Consider the following 18903-nt stretch of genomic DNA (forward strand, 5'->3'; position numbering starts at 1 on the left):
CCGCGCCGGACCGCAGCCAGGCGGGGCCGTGGCGGCCGCGTCCCCCCCGCACCCGTGCGGGTGAACCCCGACCGGGCGAAGGGTGAGCTACACGGCACCCAGCCGGCCGAGGACCTCGTCGTGGAGCAGGCCGTTCGTGGCGACGGCGTTGCCGCCCCAGCAGCCGTCCCGACCGTCGAGCGAGGTGAACCGGCCGCCGGCCTCGGTGACGATCGGGACGAGGGCGGCCATGTCGTAGACCTCGAGCTCCGGCTCGGCGGCGATGTCGACGGCGCCCTCGGCGACGAGCATGTAGGACCAGAAGTCCCCGTACGCGCGGGTCCGCCAGCAGGTGTCGGCGAGGCCGATGAACTGGTCGTACCGGTCGACCTTCCGCCACGACGCGGTCGACGAGTACGACATGGACGCGTCCTCGAGCGAGGCGACCTTCGACACGTGGATGGGCTTGGCCGACGACAACGACCGGCCGGAGTACGCACCGGAGCCCGTGGCCGCCCACCAGCGCCGCCCGAGGGCCGGCGCCGAGACCAGCCCGACCACGGGCATACCGTCGTCGACGAGGGCGATGAGGCTCGCCCATACGGGTACGCCGCGGACGAAGTTCTTGGTCCCGTCGATGGGGTCGATGACCCAGCGACGGGGACCGTGCCCGGTCGTGTCGAACTCCTCACCCTCCACGGCATCGCGAGGCCGGGTCCGCTTGAGCTGGGCCCGGATGTGCTCCTCGGCGGTCCGGTCGGCGTCGGTGACCGGGGTCAGGTCGGGCTTGCGCTCGACGACGAGGTCCTCCGCGCGGAACCGGGCCATCGTCACCCGCTCCACGGCGTCGGCGAGGACGTGAGCGAGGCGGAGGTCGTCGTCGTAGTGGGGAGTCGAGGGCACGAGACGACAACCTAGACGAGACCTAGGGCGCGGGTCGGGCCCCGGACCGTTGCGCGCGCAGGTGCTGCAGGCGCAGGAGCAGCCGGTGGGCGAGGATCACGACCATCACCCAGGCGGTCCCGGAGATGAACCCCGCGACGACGTCGGTGAACCAGTGGTGCCCGAGGAAGACCCGGCTCAGCCCCATGGCCACCGCGTAGAACGCGAGCAGCGACACGGTGGGGACGCGTCCCGTCCGGCTCTTCACATGGAGCAGGGACCAGTAGGCGAGGACGATAGCGATGACCGTCGAGTTCAGGGTGTGCCCGCTGGGGAACGACGGGCTCGTCTCTACGGCGGCACTGCGAACGCTTGCGGTGGCCGAGCCCGGCCGGCCTCAACCTGGGACGTCGGCGCCGGCCCGTCGGGCGGAGTGGCGCGACGCTGCTCGCCCGACCTCATCCGGTCAGCGAGTCACGACCCCCATACGGCGCGCGCGCCCGCGTCGCCGGTCCGGACCGTCCAATAGACCGCGGCGACCGAGGAGAGGATGGCGAGGACGACCGCGATCGGGCCGAGAGCCCGGTTCTTGCTCGTGCCCGCCACCGCGGCCGAGGCGGCGGTCATGACCAGGACGAACCAGGGCAGGACGCTTCCGAGCTGGCCGTGCTCGATGGCCAGCTGGCCGCCCTTGGCCTCCTGCAGCGCTTCGCCGCTCTCCTTGGCCACCAGGGTCACCAGGAACAGGAGGAAGTTCGCGCCGGCCACCCACCAGCTGTATTTCTCGCGAAGGTTCTTGCGGACCGCGACGAGGATGGTGAGGATCGCCATGACGGGGATCCCGACGACGACGGCGTGGACGACGAGCGGGTGGACGGGCAGGCCGGTGATCGTGTCGAACATGGTCACTCCTGTCGGTGGGGCCTGTCGGTGCGGAAGGTCCTCCGGGGTGACGACAGCCTAGAGAGGTCGGTTCACCCGTCCGCTCACTCGTCCGTGCCCAGACGCGCGCGCAGCAGCCGGCGCAGGGAGTCGAGCCGTGAGACGCCCGCGGGGCCGGCGGCGCCGGTGGCGACGTAGGCGTCGAGCGCGCACTCCTCCTCGTCGTGCGTGCAGCCACGAGGGCACTCGGCGGTCCCGGGTTCGAGGTCGGGGAAGAAGGTGATGATCCGCGCGATCTCGACGTGGGCCAGTCCGAACGACCGGATGCCGGCCGTGTCGATGACCCAGCCGTCGTCGCCCGGCAGCGGCAGGGCCACCGACGACGTCGAGGTGTGCCGGCCGCGACCCGTCACGGTGTTGACGACCCCCACTGCTCGCTCGGCATCCGGGACCAGCCGGTTGACCAGCGTCGACTTGCCCACCCCCGAGTGACCGATGAGCACTGAAACCCGGCCGGACAGGTGGTCGCGGACCTCCTCGATCCCGACAAGGTCGGCCGGGTCGTTCGGGTTCCGGCGGGTCACGACGTAGGGGACGGCCAGGGTGGCGTAGGCCGCGAGGAACGCGTCCGGTTCGACAAGGTCGGCCTTGGTGAGGACGAGCAAGGGGTCGAGGCCGGCGTCGTGGCGGCGACGAGGCAGCGGTCGATCAGCCGCGGCCGGGGCTCGGGGTCGGCCAGCGCTGAGACGACGACGAGCTGGTCGGCGTTGGCGACGATGACGCGCTCCACGGCGTCGGTGTCGTCGGCGCTGCGCCGCAGTGTCGACTGGCGAGGCTCGACGCGGACGATGCGAGCCAGCGCGTCCGGGCCGCCGGCGGTGTCGCCGACCAGAGCCACCTGATCGCCGACGACCACGCTCTTGCGCCCGAGCTCACGCGCGCGCATCGCGGTGATCATCCGCTCCGGGGCCTTCTTGCCGCCTACCCCGGCGCCGAGCAGAACCGCATACCGGCCGCGGTCGACGCCCGTGACGAACCCGGGCACGGCGTCCTCGTGGGCGGGTCGGGTCTTGGTACGACGCCGCGACCCGCGCGGGTTCGGGCGCACGCGGATGTCGGACTCGTCGAGGTGCTGCCAGCTCATCGGGGTTCAGGCTCGGACAGCGTCGACGCGGAGCATGGCGCGCCAGAGTCCGGTGAAGTCAGGCAGGGTCTTGGCCGTCGTGGCGATGTCCTCGACCACGACGCCGGGTATGCGCAGGCCCAGGACCGCACCGGCGGTCGCCATCCGGTGGTCGTGATAGCTGTGGAACCGCCCGCCGCGCAACGGTTTCGGCGTGATCCGGAGACCGTCCTCGGTCTCGGTCACCGACGCGCCCAGGGCGTTGAGCTCGGTGGCGAGCGCTGCGATCCGGTCGGTCTCGTGGCCGCGGATGTGGGCGACGCCGCGGATCCACGACGGGGACTGGGCGAGGGCGGCCAGTGCGGCGACGACCGGGGTCAGCTCGCTGGCGTCGTGGAGGTCGACGTCGATGCCCTCGATCTCACCGGTGCCGGTGACGGTGAGGCCGCTCCGGTCGAGGCTGACGTCGGCACCCATCCCGTCGAGGATGTCCCTCAGCGCGTCGCCGGCCTGAGTCGTGTGCTGTGGCCAGTCGGGGACCCGGACCCGTCCGGCGGTGACCAGCGCGGCGGCGAGGAACGGCCCGGCGTTGGAGAGGTCCGGCTCGATCAGCACGTCGAGGGAGCGGATCTCGCTGGGCTCGACGCGCCAGGTGTTCGGCTCGGCGTCGTCGACGACCACACCGGCGTCGCGCAGCGTCTCCACGGTCATCGCGATGTGCGGCTCGCTCGGCACCGGCTTGCCGTCATGGTGGACGGTGACACCCTCGTCGTAACGGGCGCCGGCCAGGAGGAGGGCCGAGATGAACTGAGACGATGAGGAGGCGTCGAGGGTCACCGGGCCGCCTCGGACCGAACCGGTCCCGTCGACGACGACCGGGAGCGATCCACGGCCACCGTCGTCCAACGCCACTCCGAGGGTGCGCAGGGCGTCCAGCACGGGGCCCATCGGCCGGACCCGGGCCTGCGGGTCGCCGTCGAACTCGACCCGCCCCCGCGCCAGGGCAGCGGCCGGCGGCAGGAACCGCATGACCGTGCCGGCCAGCCCGACATCGACGTGGACGCCACCCCGGAGGGTCTCCGGAGGCCGGACCACCCAGTCCGCGACCGCGGAGACCTCGTGGACCGGCATACCGGCACCGTGGTGTCCCTCCGCGGGGACATCCTCGATCTCGACGCCGAGTGCGCGCAGCCCGGCGGCCATCAGCAGGGTGTCGCGCGAGCGGAGCGGCTGGCGGAGCCGGGACCAGTCCCCGGCCAGCGCGGCCAGGACGAGGAACCGGTTGGTCAGCGACTTGCTGCCGGGCAGCGCGACCGTTGCCTCGACGGGTCGGCGCGCGGTCGGCGCGGCCCAGTCGCCGGGATGGCGGGGATCGCCGGGCTCTCCGGTCGCGGTCGGCGCGGAGGCCGTCACGGGTGCTCGGCTCCGGTCAGCTCAGTGCGTCCTGAACCTTGATCTGGGCGCCCCGCTTGGCGATCTTCGCCTCGCGGGCCGTGGACTTCAGGGTGTGCTTGGCCTCACGCTGGCCCCGGTTGGCGAGGTTCTGGGCGCGCCAGGTCAGCCCCGGTTTGCCCGCGGTGTCGACGGCGGCCAGGAGCACGCCGCCCATCATCGCCATGTTCTTGAGGAACTGGATCCGCTGCGCCTTGCGCTTGGCGGGGTCCTCCTCCTTCCAGAACGGGTGACCGGCGAACGTGGTCGGGACCAGGGACGCCGCGATCGCCATGGCGCCGACACGGGGCAGGAAGCCGGCGGAAAGCATGGCGCCACCGACCATCTGGGTGACCCCGTTGGCGCGGACCAGCAGCGCCTTGTCGTCCGGCAGACCGAGGAGGGGGATCGCCTTGTCGAGCAGCGGCGACGACCGCTCGGCCAGGGGACCGGGATGCCGGAAGGCATCGAGACCTTGGACGATGAAGATGGCGGCAATCATGGGGCGGGCGACACGTCGGACGATGATCATCGCAGCGGCAGTTCCTCACGGGGTCGGGTGTGGGGTCCACCGTAGTTGCTCCGGCTGGTTCCCGCCGAGGAGCAGGTCGGCGACCGTCGGAGCCCGGCCCTACAGTGGCGCGCATGTGTGGTCGGTACGCCGCGACGAAGAACCAGGGCGACCTCGTCGAGGAGTTCGAGGTCGAGGTCGACGCCACCGGTGAGCCCGCCCGCGCGGTGATGACTCACCAGCAGAACCCGCCCGCCGGGCAGCCCGACTACAACATGGCGCCCACCAAGAAGGCGCCCGTGGTGATGTCCAGGCCACCGCGCGGGGCCGACGACGGGGCGGCACCGGTTCGCCAGCTCCGGCTGGTCAACTGGGGGCTGGTCCCGAGCTGGGCCAAGGACGTCAAGATCGGCAACCGGATGATCAACTCCCGGGCCGACTCGGTGCTGGAGAAGCCGGCGTTCAAGCGGGCCGCCAAGTCCCGGCGCTGTCTCGTGCCCGCCGAGGGCTGGTACGAGTGGCAGAAGTCTCCGACCGAGATGGACGCCAAGGGCAAGCCGCGCAAGCAGCCGTTCTACACGCACCGCGCCGACGGCGACGTCATGGCCTTCGCGGGGCTCTACGAGTTCTGGCGCGACAAGGCGATCGAGGACCCCGACGACGCGGAGGCCTGGCTGACCTCGTTCACGATCATCACAACCGACGCCGAGCCGGGCCTCGACCGGATCCACGACCGGCAGCCCCTCGTGCTCGAGCGCTCCGACTGGGCGGCCTGGCTCGACCCGGAGACCGACGAGGAGACCGTCCGACGGCTGCTGGCCTTCGAGGAGCCCGGCCGGTTCGACGCCTACCCGATCTCGACCGAGGTCAACAACACCCGCAACAACGGTCCCGACCTGCTGCTGCCGCTGTCGGCGGAGGAGCTGCACGGCGTCGTCGACATCGTGACCGGGGAGGTCGTCGGCGCCCGATGACGGCCGGTACGCGTGGAGGCCCGGTCGTGGTCGAGGTTCCGACCCCGGGTGGTCCGGCGCGGGTCCACGTCCGGCGGCCCCGGGGGGCACGTGGGACCGTGCTGCTGGGTCACGGCGCGGGCGGCGGCCTGAGGTCGGTGGACCTCACGGCTGCGGTGTCCCTGCTCGACGCGGAGGGGTGGGCGACGGGGCTGGTCGAGCAGCCCTGGCTGGTCGCCGGCCGACGCGTCGCCGGACCACCGCCGACTCTCGACGCGGCGTGGGTTCCACTGGTGCAGGCGCTGCGGGCCCGCGGTGGCGCGCTGGCGACCGTGCGCGGGCCTCTGGTCGTCGGCGGCCGCAGCGCGGGTGCTCGGGTGGCCTGTCGCACGGCCGAGGTCCTCGGAGCCGCCGCGGTCCTCTGCCTGTCGTTCCCCCTGCACCTGCCGGGGTATGCCGACCGGCCGGACAAGTCCCGAGCGCCCGAGCTGCGGCTGGTCACGGATGCGGGCCGGCCGATCGCGGCGGTGCAGGGAGAGACCGATGCCTTCGGCACGGCCGCCGAGCTCGCCGCATACCTGCCCGAGGGCGCGGTCTACCCGGTGACCGGCACCCACAGCATCCCCCGCGGGAGCGCCGCCGCCGTCGCCGCGGCCGTGCTCCACTTCACCGCCCCGCTGCGCGACTGACCGCCGCTCCCGCTCCAGCCGCGTGAGTTTGCGACGGGTGCCGAACAACCACACGGCCCGGGAATGGGTCGCGCCCGTGGTGGCGTTGACGCCATCGTGCTCATGCTCTCCGTCCCCGCCGTCGGCGGCCCGATCAGCCCGGGGACCAGTGTCGGCAAGACGTTCACGTCGCCGCGACTAGGCTGGGGAGGGATGACCGACACCAACACAGAGCAGGGGCTCGGGGTGGACGACGCCACGGTGGACGTCGCCACCGAGACCACCGACGAGCGGCGTGCGCGCTTCGAGCGCGAGGCGATGCCGCTGCTGGACCAGATGTACTCCGCGGCGCTGCGCACGACGCGCAACCCGACCGACGCGGAGGACCTCGTCCAGGAGACCTACGCCAAGGCCTACGCCGCCTTCCACCAGTACCGGCCGGGCACCAACCTCAAGGCGTGGATGTACCGCATCCTCACCAACACCTACATCAACACCTACCGCAAGAAGCAGCGCGAGCCGCTGAAGTCGGACGCCGCGGAGGTCGAGGACTACCAGCTGCACCGCGCCGAGTCGCACAGCTCGGCGGGCCTGCGCTCGGCGGAGGACGTCGCGCTGGAGCACCTGCCCGACAGCGACGTGAAGCGTGCCCTGCTCGAGATCCCCGAAGACTTCCGGCTGGCGGTCTACTTCGCCGACGTCGAGGGCTACGCCTACAAGGAGATCGCGGAGATCATGGGCACGCCCATCGGCACCGTGATGTCCCGGCTGCACCGCGGCCGGCGCCAGCTGCGCGAGCTGCTCAGCGAGTATGCGTCCGACCGCGGCATCTCGGGCGCCCCCTCACCTCAGGCCGGCAGCGTCGCCGGCGCGTCCACGGAAGGATCGGACTCATGAGCGAGCAGGAGCCTCCCGCCTCGGCCGACGGATTGCGCGGTCACCCGGCGGCGGCCGTCACCGTCACGGACTGCTCGGAGACCGTCATGCGGATCTTCGAGTTCCTCGACGGGGAGATGAGTCCCGAGGACTGCCGCCGGATGCAGACCCACCTCGACGAGTGCGGCCCCTGTCTGCGCGAGTACCACGTCGACCAGGCACTGAAGATGGTGGTCAAGCGTTCCTGCGGCTGCGAGACGGCCCCGGTCGAGCTGCGGACCACCATCCTTCGCCGGCTGACCATGGTGCGGATCGAGACGAGCGACTGACCGAGAGGTCTCCCGCCGAGGCGGCGTCCTCAACGACAGTGGAGCGTCCGGATCCCCGGACGCCCCACTGTCGGTTTCCGGCGTGAACCCGGTCAGGCGTTGGGACGCCGACCGTGGTTCGCCGAGTTGCTCTTGCGGCTGCGCCGCTTCCTGGACCGCTTGCTCATCTGGGCTCCTTCCGGGTCTGCGAGGGCACCAGCCGGCCCTTTCGCCGGTTTTGACCCACTCTGCAGCAAGTCTCCCACAGTGGTGACGGTCCTCCGCCCGGAGCCGTGAGGGCGACATACCACGACTCCGGCGTGGCGGCTGCCCGCCAACCGATTCAAATCTTGGTAAAGACGGCTATACGCGACGTCACCTTCGGCGCCTTGCGACGCCACGTTGTGTGACCCTGATTGATGCACGTTTCGTGCAACGCCGCAGGTCAGCGGCGTGTCCCCGTCAGGCCGCACGCCCCGAGCGGCTAGAAGGATTGCCCCCTGCCATGAAGACGATCGCCAAGGTCCTCGAGACCATGCTGTCCAAGCCCGCCACCCCCTCCTGGAACACGGCCGGTCCGGCCCTCAAGCCGCAGATCGGTCCGGAGGCCGGCTGGGGATGGGGTGGGTGACGCTCGGCTGAGCCGTACCGTAGGTGTATGAGTAAGGCGGGTGCCGCGCGGGAGCCGGGTTCCTCGCGGGCCGTGCCTCTCTACATCGCGGCGACGACCCTCGCCGCCGTCCTCAGCATCTGGTGGGCCTGGGATGCCGCGAACCCCTTCGCCGAACCGGTCGCCCTCATCACCCTGCTCGTTCTCGGGGTGCTCAGCATGCTCGTGCGGGAACGAGACGTCGGCGCCAACATCACCTTCTCCTTCCTCAGCATCATCGTCATCGCGTCGGTCGTCCTGGTGGGTCCGGTCGGCAGCGCGCTGGTCGGAGCCCTCTCGATGGGGCTCGAACGCGGGACGCGCACCCTTCACGCCCGCCTCTTCAACGCGAGCATGTTCGCGCTGCAAGGGGTCGTGGGAGGCATGGTCTATCTCGCCGTCGGCGGCAGCATGGATCTGGACGAGGTCGTTGGCGCGGCCGCCCTGATCATGCACGTCGGCCTACCGCTGATGGTCGCGGACGTGGCGCAGATGCTCGTCAACGCGGTGCTGCTCGCGGGGGTGGTCCGACTCAGTACCGGGATCCCGCCCCGTCGGTTCATCGTGCAGATGGTGACGAACTCGGGCGTCGCCTACATCGGCTACGGCGTGATCGGGTTCCTGTTCGTCATCCTGTGGGGTCCCGCCGATGTCGGCTGGTTCAGCGCGGTGCTCATCCTCGCGCCCCTCTACGTCGCGCGATGGGCGTTCGTCCAGTACGGGGAGGAGCAGCGCGCCCACGAGCGGACGCTCAGCGCGCTCGTCACCGCCGTCGAGACCAAGGACCCCTCCGCCGCGGGGCACAGCGGCCGTATCGCGCGGCTCGCCGAGTGGATGGCCGAGCACCTGTCGATGGGAACGCAGGACGTCCAGGCCCTCGTGTATGCGGCGATGCTCCACGACGTCGGCAAGGTCGGGGTCCCGACCCGCCTGCTGCGCCGGCCAAGGACCTGGACGCCGGCGGACGTCGAGGCGCTCACCCACCACTCGGCGCTGGGCGTCGTCCTGGTGCGCGAGATCGAGTTCCTCAACGGCTCCCTCGCCGGCATCCGGCACCACCACGAACGGTGGGACGGCCTCGGCTACCCCGACGGCCTCGCCGGCGACGAGATCCCGCTCATCTCCCGGGTCATCGCTGTCGCCGACGCCTTCGACGCGCTCACCACCGACCGCGCCGAGCGACCCGCCTTCGCTCCCCAGCAGGCCCTCCGGCAGATCGAGCAGCGGCGCGGGCGCCAGTTCGACCCGCACGTCGTCGCCGCGCTCGTCACGGTGCTCGAGCGGCACGACTGGCCGGTCACGAGCGCCGACGAGGACGAGCTGGACCGGATGCGCGGCTATCTCGACCACGACGACCCGATCGCCTGGGAGCAGGTCTGGGCCAGCACGCCGCCGCTGCGACCGGGCGTGCCCTGGCCCGGGTCCAGCCCTCACCCCGTGGCCGACGTGCCGTCGCCCCCGCACCGGGTCGCCGGCCAACCCGACGACGTCCCGGTCGTGGAGCAGGTGAGGGCGCCGTGAGGCCCGCGCTGCGCGACCTGCCGAGCCGCCTACGACTGCACCGCCTGCTACCGGTCGTCAGCATCGCCGTGGCGGCGGCCGCAGTCGCCGCGGCGGTGGCGAGCCCCCAGATGCCGCTCCAGGACTGGGGCATCCTCATGGTCTTCGCCGTCGTCATTGCCGTCGGTGAGGTGAACCGCATCGTCCTCCCGGGTGGTCGTGAGACCGCCCCGATGTCGCTGGCGGCGGGCTACGCGCTGGCGATGACCTGGGAGGTCGGCGAGACCCATCGTGTCGAGTTCACCGCTGGTGTGGTCGTGGCGGTCACGACCGTCGGCATGCTCGCCGGAGCGGTGCCAGCACTGCTGCGTCGGTCTCCGGTTCGCGCCGACGACCTCGCTGCGCGCTTCCTCTCGGTGGCGGTGGCCGCCCTGCTGTTCCGCCACGTCGTGGTGTGGGACGGGCAGCCCCTGCTGACGCTTCAGGACTCGTGGTCCTCGACGCGCTGGGTCACCGCGATCTCGATGGTCCTCGTCTCGGGGATCGCCCTGTTCGTGCAGGCCTTCTGCGTGGCACTGGCGACGGCGTCCCGCGACCACCGCCCGTTCTGGCGATCGCTGGTCGACGAGGTGCGCCAGGGGGCCGGTCTCGGTGCGGCGCTCGCCGCATCGGGAACCCTCATCGCGCTCGCGGAGCGGCCGATGGGCGTCGTGGCCCTGCCGGTGTTCCTCATCCCCCTGGTCCTCACCCAGTTCGCCATCCGGCGCTACGCCGGCATCCGCGAGACCTACGGCCAGACGATCCGGGCGTTGTCCCGGCTGACCGAGATCGGGGGCTACACCCGCCGTGACCACCCGGCCCGCGTCGCCGCTCTCAGCGTGGCCATGGGCCGCGACCTCGGCATGTCGGATCGCGACACCCTGGACCTCGAGTACGCCGCGCTCCTGCACGACATCGGCCAGGTCGCCCTGCGCGAACCCATCCCGGGCGGCGCCACGATGATGGCCGCCCCCACCGACCAGGACCGCATCGCTCGCGACGGCGCCGGCATCGTCCGTCAGACCGGCGTGCTCGACAACGTCGCCGTCATCCTCGAGTCCCAGTCCAAGCCGTACCGCCAGGTGCGCGAGCTCGGTGAGGACCTGCCGCTGGCCAGCCGGATCATCAAGGTGGCCAACGCCTACGACGACCTCGTCGGCGAGGCTCGTGCCCGCCGGGCCCGCAAGCACGCGTCGGCCATCGAACGGATCCACCTCGGTCTGGGCTACGAGTACGACCCACGGGTCGTGGAGGCACTCATCCGCGTCCTCGACCGTCGCGCGGCGGTCGTCGGCGCGGGCTGACCTCGCCCGCGGCTCCTGTCGCGACCATGGCCGGCAAGGAGACACCGTGGGTCCTCGACGAGGACGACGCCCTGGACCTGCTCGCCCTTCTTCTGACCTCGGCCCGTACGCAGGTCGACGAGGCCCGCGAGTACGGGCCGCTGCGGCTGATCATGTCGGCGCATCGGGTGGCCGACGCGATGAGTCCGCGGAGCTCGCCCGAGACCCACGCGCTCCTCGCCCCCGGGGCGAGGAGTCGAGACGGTCGGCTCCTCCAGCGGGCTCGGTGCGCTCACGGCAACGACCCGTGCCATCGGCCGTCGTGACTGCACGCCGGGGGGTAACAGGTGACGCCGTCGGCGTGGAAGCGACGCGCGGAACCGTCGTCCGAACGGTCGTCTGCGGCCCGGTCACCACACGGCGAAGGGGCGGCAGCCGAAACCGGCTGCCGCCCCCTGGCGCTAGGTCGATCCGGCCGTCAGGCGGCCTTCTTGGTCTCCCAGAAGATCTCGGCGATCTCGTCGATCTTGCCGAGCAGGTTGTCGGCGACCTTCGGGTCCCACGAGGCCTTGGTGCCGCCGGCACCGGCCAGCTTGGTCGCCTCGTTGAACAGCCCGTTGAGGTTCGGGTACTTCTCGAAGTGCGGCGGCTTGAAGTAGTCGGTCCACAGGACCCAGAGGTGGTGCTTGACGAGGTCGGAGCGCTCCTCCTTGATGGCGAGGGCGCGGGCCTTGAAGTCCGGGTCGTCGTTGTCGGCGACCTTGGTCATGCACGCCTTGACCGACTCGGCCTCCAACCGGGCCTGCGCGGGGTCGTAGACACCGCAGGGCAGGTCGCAGTGGGCGGAGATCAGGACGGTCGGAGCGAGGACGCGGGGCATGGGGGAATCCCTTCGTTGAGTGGAGACCGGTCTGCGGCAGCCTGTTCCCTCAACCTACGCCCGCCAAACTCGGCGGGTGAAGTGGGGCAGGCGTCCCAGCACCCGCCCCAGCACGTCGGACTCCAGTATGCCGCCGACGTGCCAGGAGTCGACGCCCTCGGTCGGGTTGTCTCGCTCGACCCACCACGCTCCGGGTTCGCCGGGTGCCGGCCGGGTCACCCGCTTCACCGAGATCGGTCTCGGCCCCCGCTCCGACGGCGGGAGGCGCACTACGGCCATCCGGCCGACGCGCGGTCGGCCGCCCCAGAGCACCAGCACCCGGTCGCCCTCGTGCAGTGCCGGTTCCATCGAGCGACCGGTCACGACGGCGACGCCGAGCCGCCGTCCGCTCATGACGCGAGCGTCACGAAGTAGCCGGTGAGGTACTCGTCGCCGGCCGCGCCGGTGCCGTCGCGTCGCATACCGATGTCCTCGCGGTTCGGCCGGACCGCGAGGACGGTGAGGTCATCGACGCCGAGCTGGGCTGCGCCGTCGGCGTGGATCCGGCCGGTGCGGATGTGCACCCCGGTCGTCGTGAACTCGTCGACGATCCCAAGAGCCTCGAAGATCTGCAGCGACCGAGGGTGGATGACCATCGCCCGGTCCCAGCCGAGCGGTTCGTCGTACGCGTCGACGAGGACGCACTCGACGCCTCGCCGGCGCAGGGTGCAGGCGAGCAGAAGGCCGGTCGGGCCACCGCCGACGATGAGCACGGGGGTGTCGGGCGCAGGCGCAGAAGCCTCCATAGGGTCCGGAGTGTAGAAGTGACGGTGGGCGGGCCGTGTGACGCGGCCCACACCGAGGCTCGCTAAATCCACTACCCACGGGTAATGACCGCGTGTCACAGTGGCGGAACCGCGCGGGTCACCCTCCGCCGGACCTCGTTTCTCGTGGCCACCACCTCGGCTGCCGCCCTCAGCCGACCGCGGTCCGTCGACCGCCAGCCCATCGAGGTGTATCCCATGGACCGTCAGTCCACGCCGCTCGTCGACCCCTCCAGTCCGGTGTTCCGGGCCCATCTGGGCGGCAAGCTCGCCACCCTCGCGACCCAGCCGCTGCGCGACGCCGCTGACCTGTCGCTCCTCTACACGCCCGGTGTCGCCGAGGTCTCGCGCGCGATCGCGGCGGACCCGAAGCTCGCCGGGACATACACGAGCATCCGCAACACCGTCGCGGTCATCAGCGACGGCACCGCAGTCCTCGGTCTCGGCAACATCGGACCCCTGGCCGCGATGCCGGTCATGGAGGGGAAAGCCGTGCTGTTCAAGCGGTTCGGTGGTGTCGACGCGGTCCCGCTGTGCATGGAGACCGGGACCGTCGACGAGCTCGTCGACGCCATCGCCCGGGTCGCGCCGACCTACGGCGGGATCAACCTCGAGGACATCTCCGCGCCCCGCTGCTTCGAGATCGAGCGTCGGCTGCAGGAGCGCCTCGAGATCCCGGTCTTCCACGACGACCAGCACGGCACGGCGATCGTCGTCCTGGCCGCACTCGTCAACGCCGCTCGGGTGGTGGGCCGGGACCTCGCCACCCTCGACGTCGTCGTGTCCGGCGCGGGCGCGGCCGGCGTCGCGGTCACCAAGATCCTCCTGCTCGCCGGCGTCGGGCACGTCGTCGTCGTCGACTCGGCCGGCACGCTCCACACCGGACGCGCCCCGCTACCGCCACACAAGCAGGAGCTGGCCGCGCTGACGAACCGGCGCGGGGTCGCCGGCGGGATCGCGGAGGCCCTGGTCGGTGCCGACGTCCTGGTCGGCGTCTCCGGCGGCACCATCCCGGAGAGCGCCCTCGCGCGGATGGCGCCGGACGCGATGATCTTCGCCCTGGCCAACCCGGACCCCGAGGTCCACCCGACCGTCGCCCACCGGTACGCCCGCGTCGTGGCCACCGGCCGCTCCGACTTCCCGAACCAGATCAACAACGTGCTGGCGTTCCCCGGCGTCTTCCGCGGCGCCCTGGACTGTGGCGCCCGCCAGGTGACCGAGAAGATGAAGCTCGCCGCCGCATACGCGATCGCCGCCCTCGTCGAGCACCCGACCGCCGACGAGGTGGTCCCGAGCGTCTTCCACCCGGGGGTCGCACCCGCGGTGGCGGAGGCGGTGCGTCGGGCCGCCTGAGCGGGTCGTGCCTACTCGAGGAGGCCCTGGCGCATGCCCTCGGCCACCGCGGCGGCGCGGTCCGAGACGCCGAGCTTCTGGTAGAGCCGCGACGTGTGGGTCTTCACGGTGCTGGACCCGAGGAACAGCTCGCGGCCCAGCTCGGGGATCGACAGCCCACGGGCGAAACCGCGGAGCACCTCGAGCTCGCGCGGGCTGAGCACCGGGCGGTTCGGCTCGGCCCGCATCCGGATCTGGTTGACCAGCCCGCTGGCCAGCTCTGGGGGGACGACGGTGCGGCCCTTGCTCACCGCGACGACGGCCTCGACGATCTCCTGCCGGCGAGCGTCCTTGGAGAGGTACCCCGCGGCACCGGCCTCCACCGCCGCGTACACGATGCTGCCCTCGACCAGCGCCGACAGCATGAGGATCTTCGTCGGCAGCCCGTCCCGCACGACGGCGGAGAGGACCTGGAGCCCGTTGAGGTCGGGCATCTGGTAGTCGACCACCGCGACGTCCGGCGTCAGCCGGGCGATGACCTCCAGGCCGTCGCGGCCGTTCTCGGCCTCGCCGACGACCTCGATCCGGCCGCTGTTGGTCAGGCCGCGGGTCAGGCCGTCGCGGAAGAACGGGTGGTCGTCGATGACGACGACCCGCACGCGAACATCCGACGAGACCACGACGCGACTCCTTCCCGGCGTGTGGAGGCGGCGACCACGACAATAGTTGCCTGACCCGTCCCGGAGGTGCCGATGAGTGAGACCGCCGCCGGTGTGGCGCGCGTCCAGGACGTCGTCGCCGAGGCGATGGTCACCCATGCCGCGCGGGGCGCGCGCCTCCAGGCCGGCTTGCGCGTCGGCGTGATCGTCTTCGTCTGGGCCTGCCTGCTGCTCGTTCCGCCCACCGACCAGGCCGGCTGGTGCTACGCGATCGCGGTGGCCTACCCCGTCCTCTGGGCCCTGACGATGCCGTGGACGAGCCGGCCCCGGCCCGGTGGACGGGACCTCGGGTGGGTGCCGCTCGTCCTCGACATCGTCGTCCTCGGCGCGGTCACCCTGCTCGCGGGCCTCTCCGCGGACGACAGCTGGACCGCCTACGTGGTCGTCAACGGCTTCTTCCTGCTGCCGATCCTCGCCGCCACCCAGCTCAGCCCGCGGGTGGGGGTGGTGATGGCCGTCCCGACCGTCGGGGTCTACCTCCTGTCCAGCGTCAGCACGCGGGAGGCCAACGCCGAGCCGTGGGAGTCGCTGCTGTTGCGGGTGCTGGTCCTCATCGGCGTGTCCGTCGGGTCCATCGCCCTCTCCCGGATCCAGCGGTCCCGGGTCATGGAGATCGCCACCCTGGCCATCGCGCGGGCCGGCCTGTTGTCGGAGCTGACCGACGTCGAGGAGCGCGAGCGCCGCCAGCTGTCCGAAGCGTTGCACGACGGCGCGCTGCAGTACGTCCTGGCCGCCCGGATGGACCTGGAGGACGTGCGCGACGGTGACCCGGAGGCGGTGGAGCGCGTCGACCACGCACTGACCACGTCGGCCGGTCTGCTGCGGCAGAAGGTCGGCGAGCTGCATCCGGCCGTGCTGGACCACGCCGGTCTGGTCCGAGCCGTCGAGGACCTCGTTGACGGGCTGCGGAAGCGGGGCTACGAGGTCGACCTGCGGGCGGAGGGCATGCCGGTGCGCGCGGCCAGCGAGGCCGACCGGGTGGTCTTCGCGGCACTCCGGGAGCTGGTGACGAACGTCGTCAAGCACTCCGGGGCGACCTCCGTCGTCGTCGAGCTCGGGGCGCAGGACGACCGGATCGTCGCCGGCGTCACCGACGACGGCACCGGTTTCGACGAGACCCGAGCCGGTGAGCGGCTCGCCGCGGGGCACATCGGGCTGGCGTCGCAGCGGCTGCGGGTCGAGGCGGTCGGCGGCCGGCTCGTCGCCACGCCGGTCGAGCCGCACGGTCTGCGGATGACGGTCTCCGTGCCGGAGTGACTACGGCACGATGTGCCGTGTGAACGGTGACCGCGACCCCGATGGCCCTCAGGTCCACCACCTCCGCGCCGGGGGCGTCAGCGTCGTCATCGCCGCCGACGCCGAGGTCGGACTTCCGCGAATCCTCTACTGGGGCGCCGATCTCGGCGAGCTGTCCGAGGACGCGCTGCGCGAGCTCGCCGTTGTCTCGATCGCCCAGGTGACGTCGTACGTCTCCGACGACCCGGTTCCCGCGGCCATCCTTCCCGAGCACGGCCTCGGGTATGCGGGCTGGCCGGGAGTCACCGGCCATCGCGATGGCCGTGGCTGGTCGCCGCTGTTCACCGTGAACGGCGTCGAACGGACTGACGGGCCCCAGGCCCTCGTCGTCCGGGCGACCGACGAGGACGCCGCACTGTCCGTCGTCCTCGACGTGGAGCTCACGCCCTCGGGTCTGGTGCGCGTCCGCGCGGGCCTGACCAACACGCATACCTCCGAGCCCTACTGGGTGGAAGCGGTGCACGTCGCACTGCCGGTGCCACCGGTCGCGGACGAGCTTCTGGACCTCGCCGGCCGGCACCTGCGCGAACGGGCGCCCCAGCGGCAGCCGTTCCACGTCGGCACCCGGCTGCGCGAGAGCCGACGCGGTCACGGCGGCCACGACGCCTCGCTGCTGCTCGTCGCCGGGACGAGCGGCTTCGGGTTCCGGTCCGGCGAGGTGTGGGGGCTGCACGTCGCGTGGAGCGGCAACCACCGGGTCTACGCGGAGCGTCTGCCCACGGGCGGGCACGCCGTGCTCGGTGGCGGAGAGCTGCTGATGCCGGGCGAGGTACGCCTCGCGCCGGGTGAGACGTATCGGACCCCCTGGTTGGTCGGCGCCTACGGAGCGTCGGGCCTGGACGAGCTGTCCGGGCGCATCCACGACTGGCTGAGGGCGCGACCGAGCCACCCGGCGACGCCGCGGCCGGTCATCCTCAACACGTGGGAGGCGGTCTACTTCGACCAGGACCTCGACACCCTCCGGGCCCTCGCGGACCGCGCAGCCGCCGTCGGAACCGAGCGGTTCGTGCTGGACGACGGCTGGTTCCGCGGGCGGCGGGGCGAGTTCGCCGGGCTCGGCGACTGGTACGTCGACGAGGTCCGGTGGCCGGACGGCCTCGGTCCGCTGGTCGACCATGTTCGTTCCCTGGGGATGCAGTTCGGGCTGTGGGTCGAGCCCGAGGCCGTCAACCCCGACTCCGACCTGGCCCGCGCCCACCCGGACTGGGTCCTCGCGACCGGCGGCCGGCTGCCGCCCCTCGCCCGGCTGGAGCAGCTCCTGGACCTCGGCAACCCCGAGGTCGCGGCGTACCTCCTCGAACGGCTCGACGCGCTGCTCACCGAGTACCCGATCGCCTACCTCAAGTGGGACAACAACCGCGACGTCGTCGACGGTGGCCGGGGCCCCGGCGGCGAGGCGGACGTGCACCGCAGCACCGAGGCCCTGTACGCGCTGCTCGACGAGCTCCGTCGCCGTCACCCCGGCGTCGAGATCGAGAGCTGCGCCGGCGGCGGTGGCCGCATCGACCTCGGCATCCTCGAACGGACCGACCGCGTCTGGACCAGCGACAGCAACGACCCGCTCGAACGGCAGCAGATCCAGCGGTGGACCTCCCTGCTCGTCCCGCCGGAGCTGCTCGGCGCTCATGTCGGAGCCGCGCACTCGCACACGACCCACCGCACGCATACCGTCGCCTTCGCCGCAGGCACGGCGTTGTTCGGCCACTTCGGCATGGAGCTCGACCTCACGGCGATGTCGGAGGCCGAGCTGGCCGAGCTCACGGAATGGGTCGCACTGGCCAAGAGTGTGAGGGGCCTGGTCCACACCGGGCGGACCGTGCGCGCCGACCATCCCGACCCGGCGCTGTGGGTACACGGCGTCGTCGCGCCGGACGGCGGCGAGGCGCTGTTCGCCCTCGTGGCGATGCAGACCGGTCTGACGCAGCCGCCGGGACTCGTGCGGCTGCCAGGGCTGGACCCGGACCGCACCTACCGGTTGCGTCTCCAGACCCCCGGACACCGGCTCACCCCGACCCGGGTACTGCCGCCGTGGGCCGCCGAAGCGGCACCCGAGGGGCCGGGCGTGCCGCTGCCCGGCCGGGTCCTGTCACAGCACGGGATCCAGGCGCCCCACCTGCACCCGGCGACGCTGGTGCTGTTGTACCTCGAGGCGGTCTGAGCGTCACTTCGACGGGCCGGGGACGCCGAGCTCCTCGTCGATCCGCTCGGTTACCGTCGGCCGAGGACGAGGAGGTCGGTATGCCGCTGGGCGTCTCGTCGACGGTCGCCAGGACCGCGCGGGGGCGCATCGAGTACGCCGTCGTCGGCACCGGAGCTCCGGTCGTGGTCCTGCACGGCAGTCCGGGCGGCATCGACGCCGCTCACCTCATGGGGCGGTTCCTCCCGGAGGCGGACTTCGCCGCAGTCCTCGTGTCCCGCCCGGGCTACATGGACACGCCGCTGGGCGACCCTCCGTCGATCGACGCCGAGGTGGACCTCCTCGTCGCGCTGCTCGACGAGCTGGGGATCGACCGGTACGCATCTGGCGTTCTACACGCACCCGGACTCCCACGAGGCCCAGCGTCGGGCGATCGAGGTCCTCGACTCCTGACGCTCCGACTCTGACGCCGGTCGTCGGCCGCCACCGTCGGACAGGCAGGGCCGAGACTCGACGGACGACACGTCGACCGAACCGGGGCGACACGCCGGGCCGGCGGGGCCGCTGCCTGTCCGACGAGCGCGGTCGCCGTCCGGGCGATGCCTGGTGGGCCGGTTTGGCATGATCGGCCCGTGAGCGCACGGGCCGGGAC

At 71.9% G+C, this 18903-nt stretch carries 21 protein-coding genes and 2 pseudogenes; 12 read left to right on the forward strand and 11 right to left on the reverse strand.

The genetic code is table 11. The features are described from left to right. Positions 1-87 precede the first annotated feature (87 nt). The 6 genes and pseudogenes from hisN to VIG79_RS03290 form a co-directional block, all read right to left on the reverse strand. Positions 88-882 (reverse strand): histidinol-phosphatase, encoded by a 795-nt coding sequence (gene hisN / locus VIG79_RS03265; RefSeq protein ID WP_331882087.1) that lies wholly within the window; start codon positions 880-882, stop codon positions 88-90. Between the two features lie 22 nt (positions 883-904). Then, a pseudogene (locus tag VIG79_RS03270) lies at positions 905-1195 on the reverse strand (phosphatase PAP2 family protein); the annotation flags it as partial. Positions 1196-1335: 140 nt separating this feature from the next. Further along, positions 1336-1764, reverse strand: a complete 429-nt coding sequence (locus tag VIG79_RS03275) for a DUF2231 domain-containing protein (RefSeq protein ID WP_331882090.1) — start codon at positions 1762-1764, stop codon at positions 1336-1338. An 83-nt stretch (positions 1765-1847) separates the two neighbouring features. Then, positions 1848-2887, reverse strand: a pseudogene (gene rsgA, locus VIG79_RS03280) (ribosome small subunit-dependent GTPase A). Between the two features lie 6 nt (positions 2888-2893). Then, the gene (aroA, locus tag VIG79_RS03285; protein ID WP_331882093.1) at positions 2894-4279 is read right to left on the reverse strand and encodes a 3-phosphoshikimate 1-carboxyvinyltransferase; all 1386 of its coding nucleotides are present in this window, start codon (positions 4277-4279) and stop codon (positions 2894-2896) included. A 16-nt stretch (positions 4280-4295) separates the two neighbouring features. Beyond that, positions 4296-4799 carry a DoxX family protein gene (locus VIG79_RS03290; protein WP_331882095.1) on the reverse strand — a complete coding sequence of 168 codons (504 nt, stop codon included), beginning with the start codon at positions 4797-4799 and terminating at the stop codon, positions 4296-4298. Between the two features lie 143 nt (positions 4800-4942). Between VIG79_RS03290 and VIG79_RS03295 the strand changes: the two genes are divergently transcribed. From VIG79_RS03295 to rsrA, 4 genes are all read left to right on the forward strand, one after another. Then, positions 4943-5782: an SOS response-associated peptidase gene (locus tag VIG79_RS03295; protein ID WP_331882097.1), complete on the forward strand. Its 840-nt coding sequence runs from the start codon at positions 4943-4945 to the stop codon at positions 5780-5782. A 98-nt stretch (positions 5783-5880) separates the two neighbouring features. Then, complete coding sequence (locus tag VIG79_RS03300) at positions 5881-6450, forward strand: alpha/beta family hydrolase (RefSeq protein ID WP_331882099.1); 570 nt, start codon at positions 5881-5883, stop codon at positions 6448-6450. A gap of 102 nt (positions 6451-6552) precedes the next feature. Further along, positions 6553-7326, forward strand: a complete 774-nt coding sequence (locus VIG79_RS03305; protein ID WP_414672572.1) for a sigma-70 family RNA polymerase sigma factor — start codon at positions 6553-6555, stop codon at positions 7324-7326. Next, on the forward strand, positions 7323-7634 hold the full coding sequence (rsrA, locus tag VIG79_RS03310; protein ID WP_331882104.1) for a mycothiol system anti-sigma-R factor: 312 nt from the start codon (positions 7323-7325) through the stop codon (positions 7632-7634). Before VIG79_RS03305 ends, rsrA begins: the two co-directional genes overlap by 4 nt. Before the next feature lie 92 nt (positions 7635-7726). Here the strand turns inward: rsrA and VIG79_RS19705 are convergent, their stop codons facing one another. After that, the gene (locus VIG79_RS19705; protein WP_414672574.1) at positions 7727-7801 is read right to left on the reverse strand and encodes a 50S ribosomal protein bL37; all 75 of its coding nucleotides are present in this window, start codon (positions 7799-7801) and stop codon (positions 7727-7729) included. 317 nt (positions 7802-8118) lie between these two features. Between VIG79_RS19705 and VIG79_RS03315 the strand changes: the two genes are divergently transcribed. Genes VIG79_RS03315 through VIG79_RS03330 form a run of 4 tightly spaced genes read left to right on the forward strand, consistent with a single transcriptional unit; the run spans position 8119 to position 11410 of the window. Next, the gene (locus VIG79_RS03315; protein WP_331882106.1) at positions 8119-8244 is read left to right on the forward strand and encodes a hypothetical protein; all 126 of its coding nucleotides are present in this window, start codon (positions 8119-8121) and stop codon (positions 8242-8244) included. 27 nt (positions 8245-8271) lie between these two features. Then, positions 8272-9783 carry an HD-GYP domain-containing protein gene (locus tag VIG79_RS03320; RefSeq protein ID WP_331882109.1) on the forward strand — a complete coding sequence of 504 codons (1512 nt, stop codon included), beginning with the start codon at positions 8272-8274 and terminating at the stop codon, positions 9781-9783. Next, entirely contained in the window at positions 9780-11105 is a 1326-nt protein-coding gene (locus VIG79_RS03325) for an HD-GYP domain-containing protein (RefSeq protein WP_331882112.1), read from the forward strand. The genes VIG79_RS03320 and VIG79_RS03325 overlap by 4 nt, the downstream gene beginning before the upstream one ends. 26 nt (positions 11106-11131) lie before the next feature. Next, positions 11132-11410 carry a DUF6092 family protein gene (locus VIG79_RS03330; protein WP_331882115.1) on the forward strand — a complete coding sequence of 93 codons (279 nt, stop codon included), beginning with the start codon at positions 11132-11134 and terminating at the stop codon, positions 11408-11410. A gap of 152 nt (positions 11411-11562) precedes the next feature. Here VIG79_RS03330 and sodN read toward each other — a convergent pair whose 3' ends face one another. From sodN to VIG79_RS03345, 3 genes are read right to left on the reverse strand one after another with little or no spacing between them, the layout of a single operon-like run. Then, entirely contained in the window at positions 11563-11964 is a 402-nt protein-coding gene (sodN, locus tag VIG79_RS03335) for a superoxide dismutase, Ni (protein WP_331882118.1), read from the reverse strand. A gap of 54 nt (positions 11965-12018) precedes the next feature. Then, positions 12019-12357, reverse strand: coding sequence for a S26 family signal peptidase (locus tag VIG79_RS03340; protein WP_331882120.1), 339 nt, complete (start codon positions 12355-12357; stop codon positions 12019-12021). Then, complete coding sequence (locus VIG79_RS03345; RefSeq protein WP_331882122.1) at positions 12354-12749, reverse strand: FAD-dependent oxidoreductase; 396 nt, start codon at positions 12747-12749, stop codon at positions 12354-12356. Before VIG79_RS03345 ends, VIG79_RS03340 begins: the two co-directional genes overlap by 4 nt. Before the next feature lie 216 nt (positions 12750-12965). Here VIG79_RS03345 and VIG79_RS03350 point away from each other — a divergent pair, with 216 nt between their 5' ends. After that, on the forward strand, positions 12966-14120 hold the full coding sequence (locus VIG79_RS03350; protein ID WP_331882124.1) for an NADP-dependent malic enzyme: 1155 nt from the start codon (positions 12966-12968) through the stop codon (positions 14118-14120). Between the two features lie 11 nt (positions 14121-14131). Here VIG79_RS03350 and VIG79_RS03355 read toward each other — a convergent pair whose 3' ends face one another. Further along, positions 14132-14779 (reverse strand): response regulator transcription factor, encoded by a 648-nt coding sequence (locus tag VIG79_RS03355; RefSeq protein ID WP_331882127.1) that lies wholly within the window; start codon positions 14777-14779, stop codon positions 14132-14134. 72 nt (positions 14780-14851) lie between these two features. On the opposite strand from VIG79_RS03355, the gene VIG79_RS03360 reads away from it, so the two are divergent. The 3 genes from VIG79_RS03360 (at position 14852) to VIG79_RS03370 (ending at position 18718) form a co-directional block, all read left to right on the forward strand. Next, on the forward strand, positions 14852-16075 hold the full coding sequence (locus VIG79_RS03360) for a sensor histidine kinase (RefSeq protein ID WP_331882130.1): 1224 nt from the start codon (positions 14852-14854) through the stop codon (positions 16073-16075). A gap of 10 nt (positions 16076-16085) precedes the next feature. Further along, complete coding sequence (locus tag VIG79_RS03365; RefSeq protein WP_414672573.1) at positions 16086-18272, forward strand: alpha-galactosidase; 2187 nt, start codon at positions 16086-16088, stop codon at positions 18270-18272. Positions 18273-18352: 80 nt separating this feature from the next. Then, positions 18353-18718 (forward strand): alpha/beta hydrolase, encoded by a 366-nt coding sequence (locus VIG79_RS03370; protein WP_331882136.1) that lies wholly within the window; start codon positions 18353-18355, stop codon positions 18716-18718. Positions 18719-18903 lie beyond the last annotated feature (185 nt).

The sequence above is a fragment of the Lapillicoccus sp. genome, from assembly GCF_036559105.1.
In the GTDB taxonomy this organism is placed as follows: domain Bacteria; phylum Actinomycetota; class Actinomycetes; order Actinomycetales; family Dermatophilaceae; genus Lapillicoccus.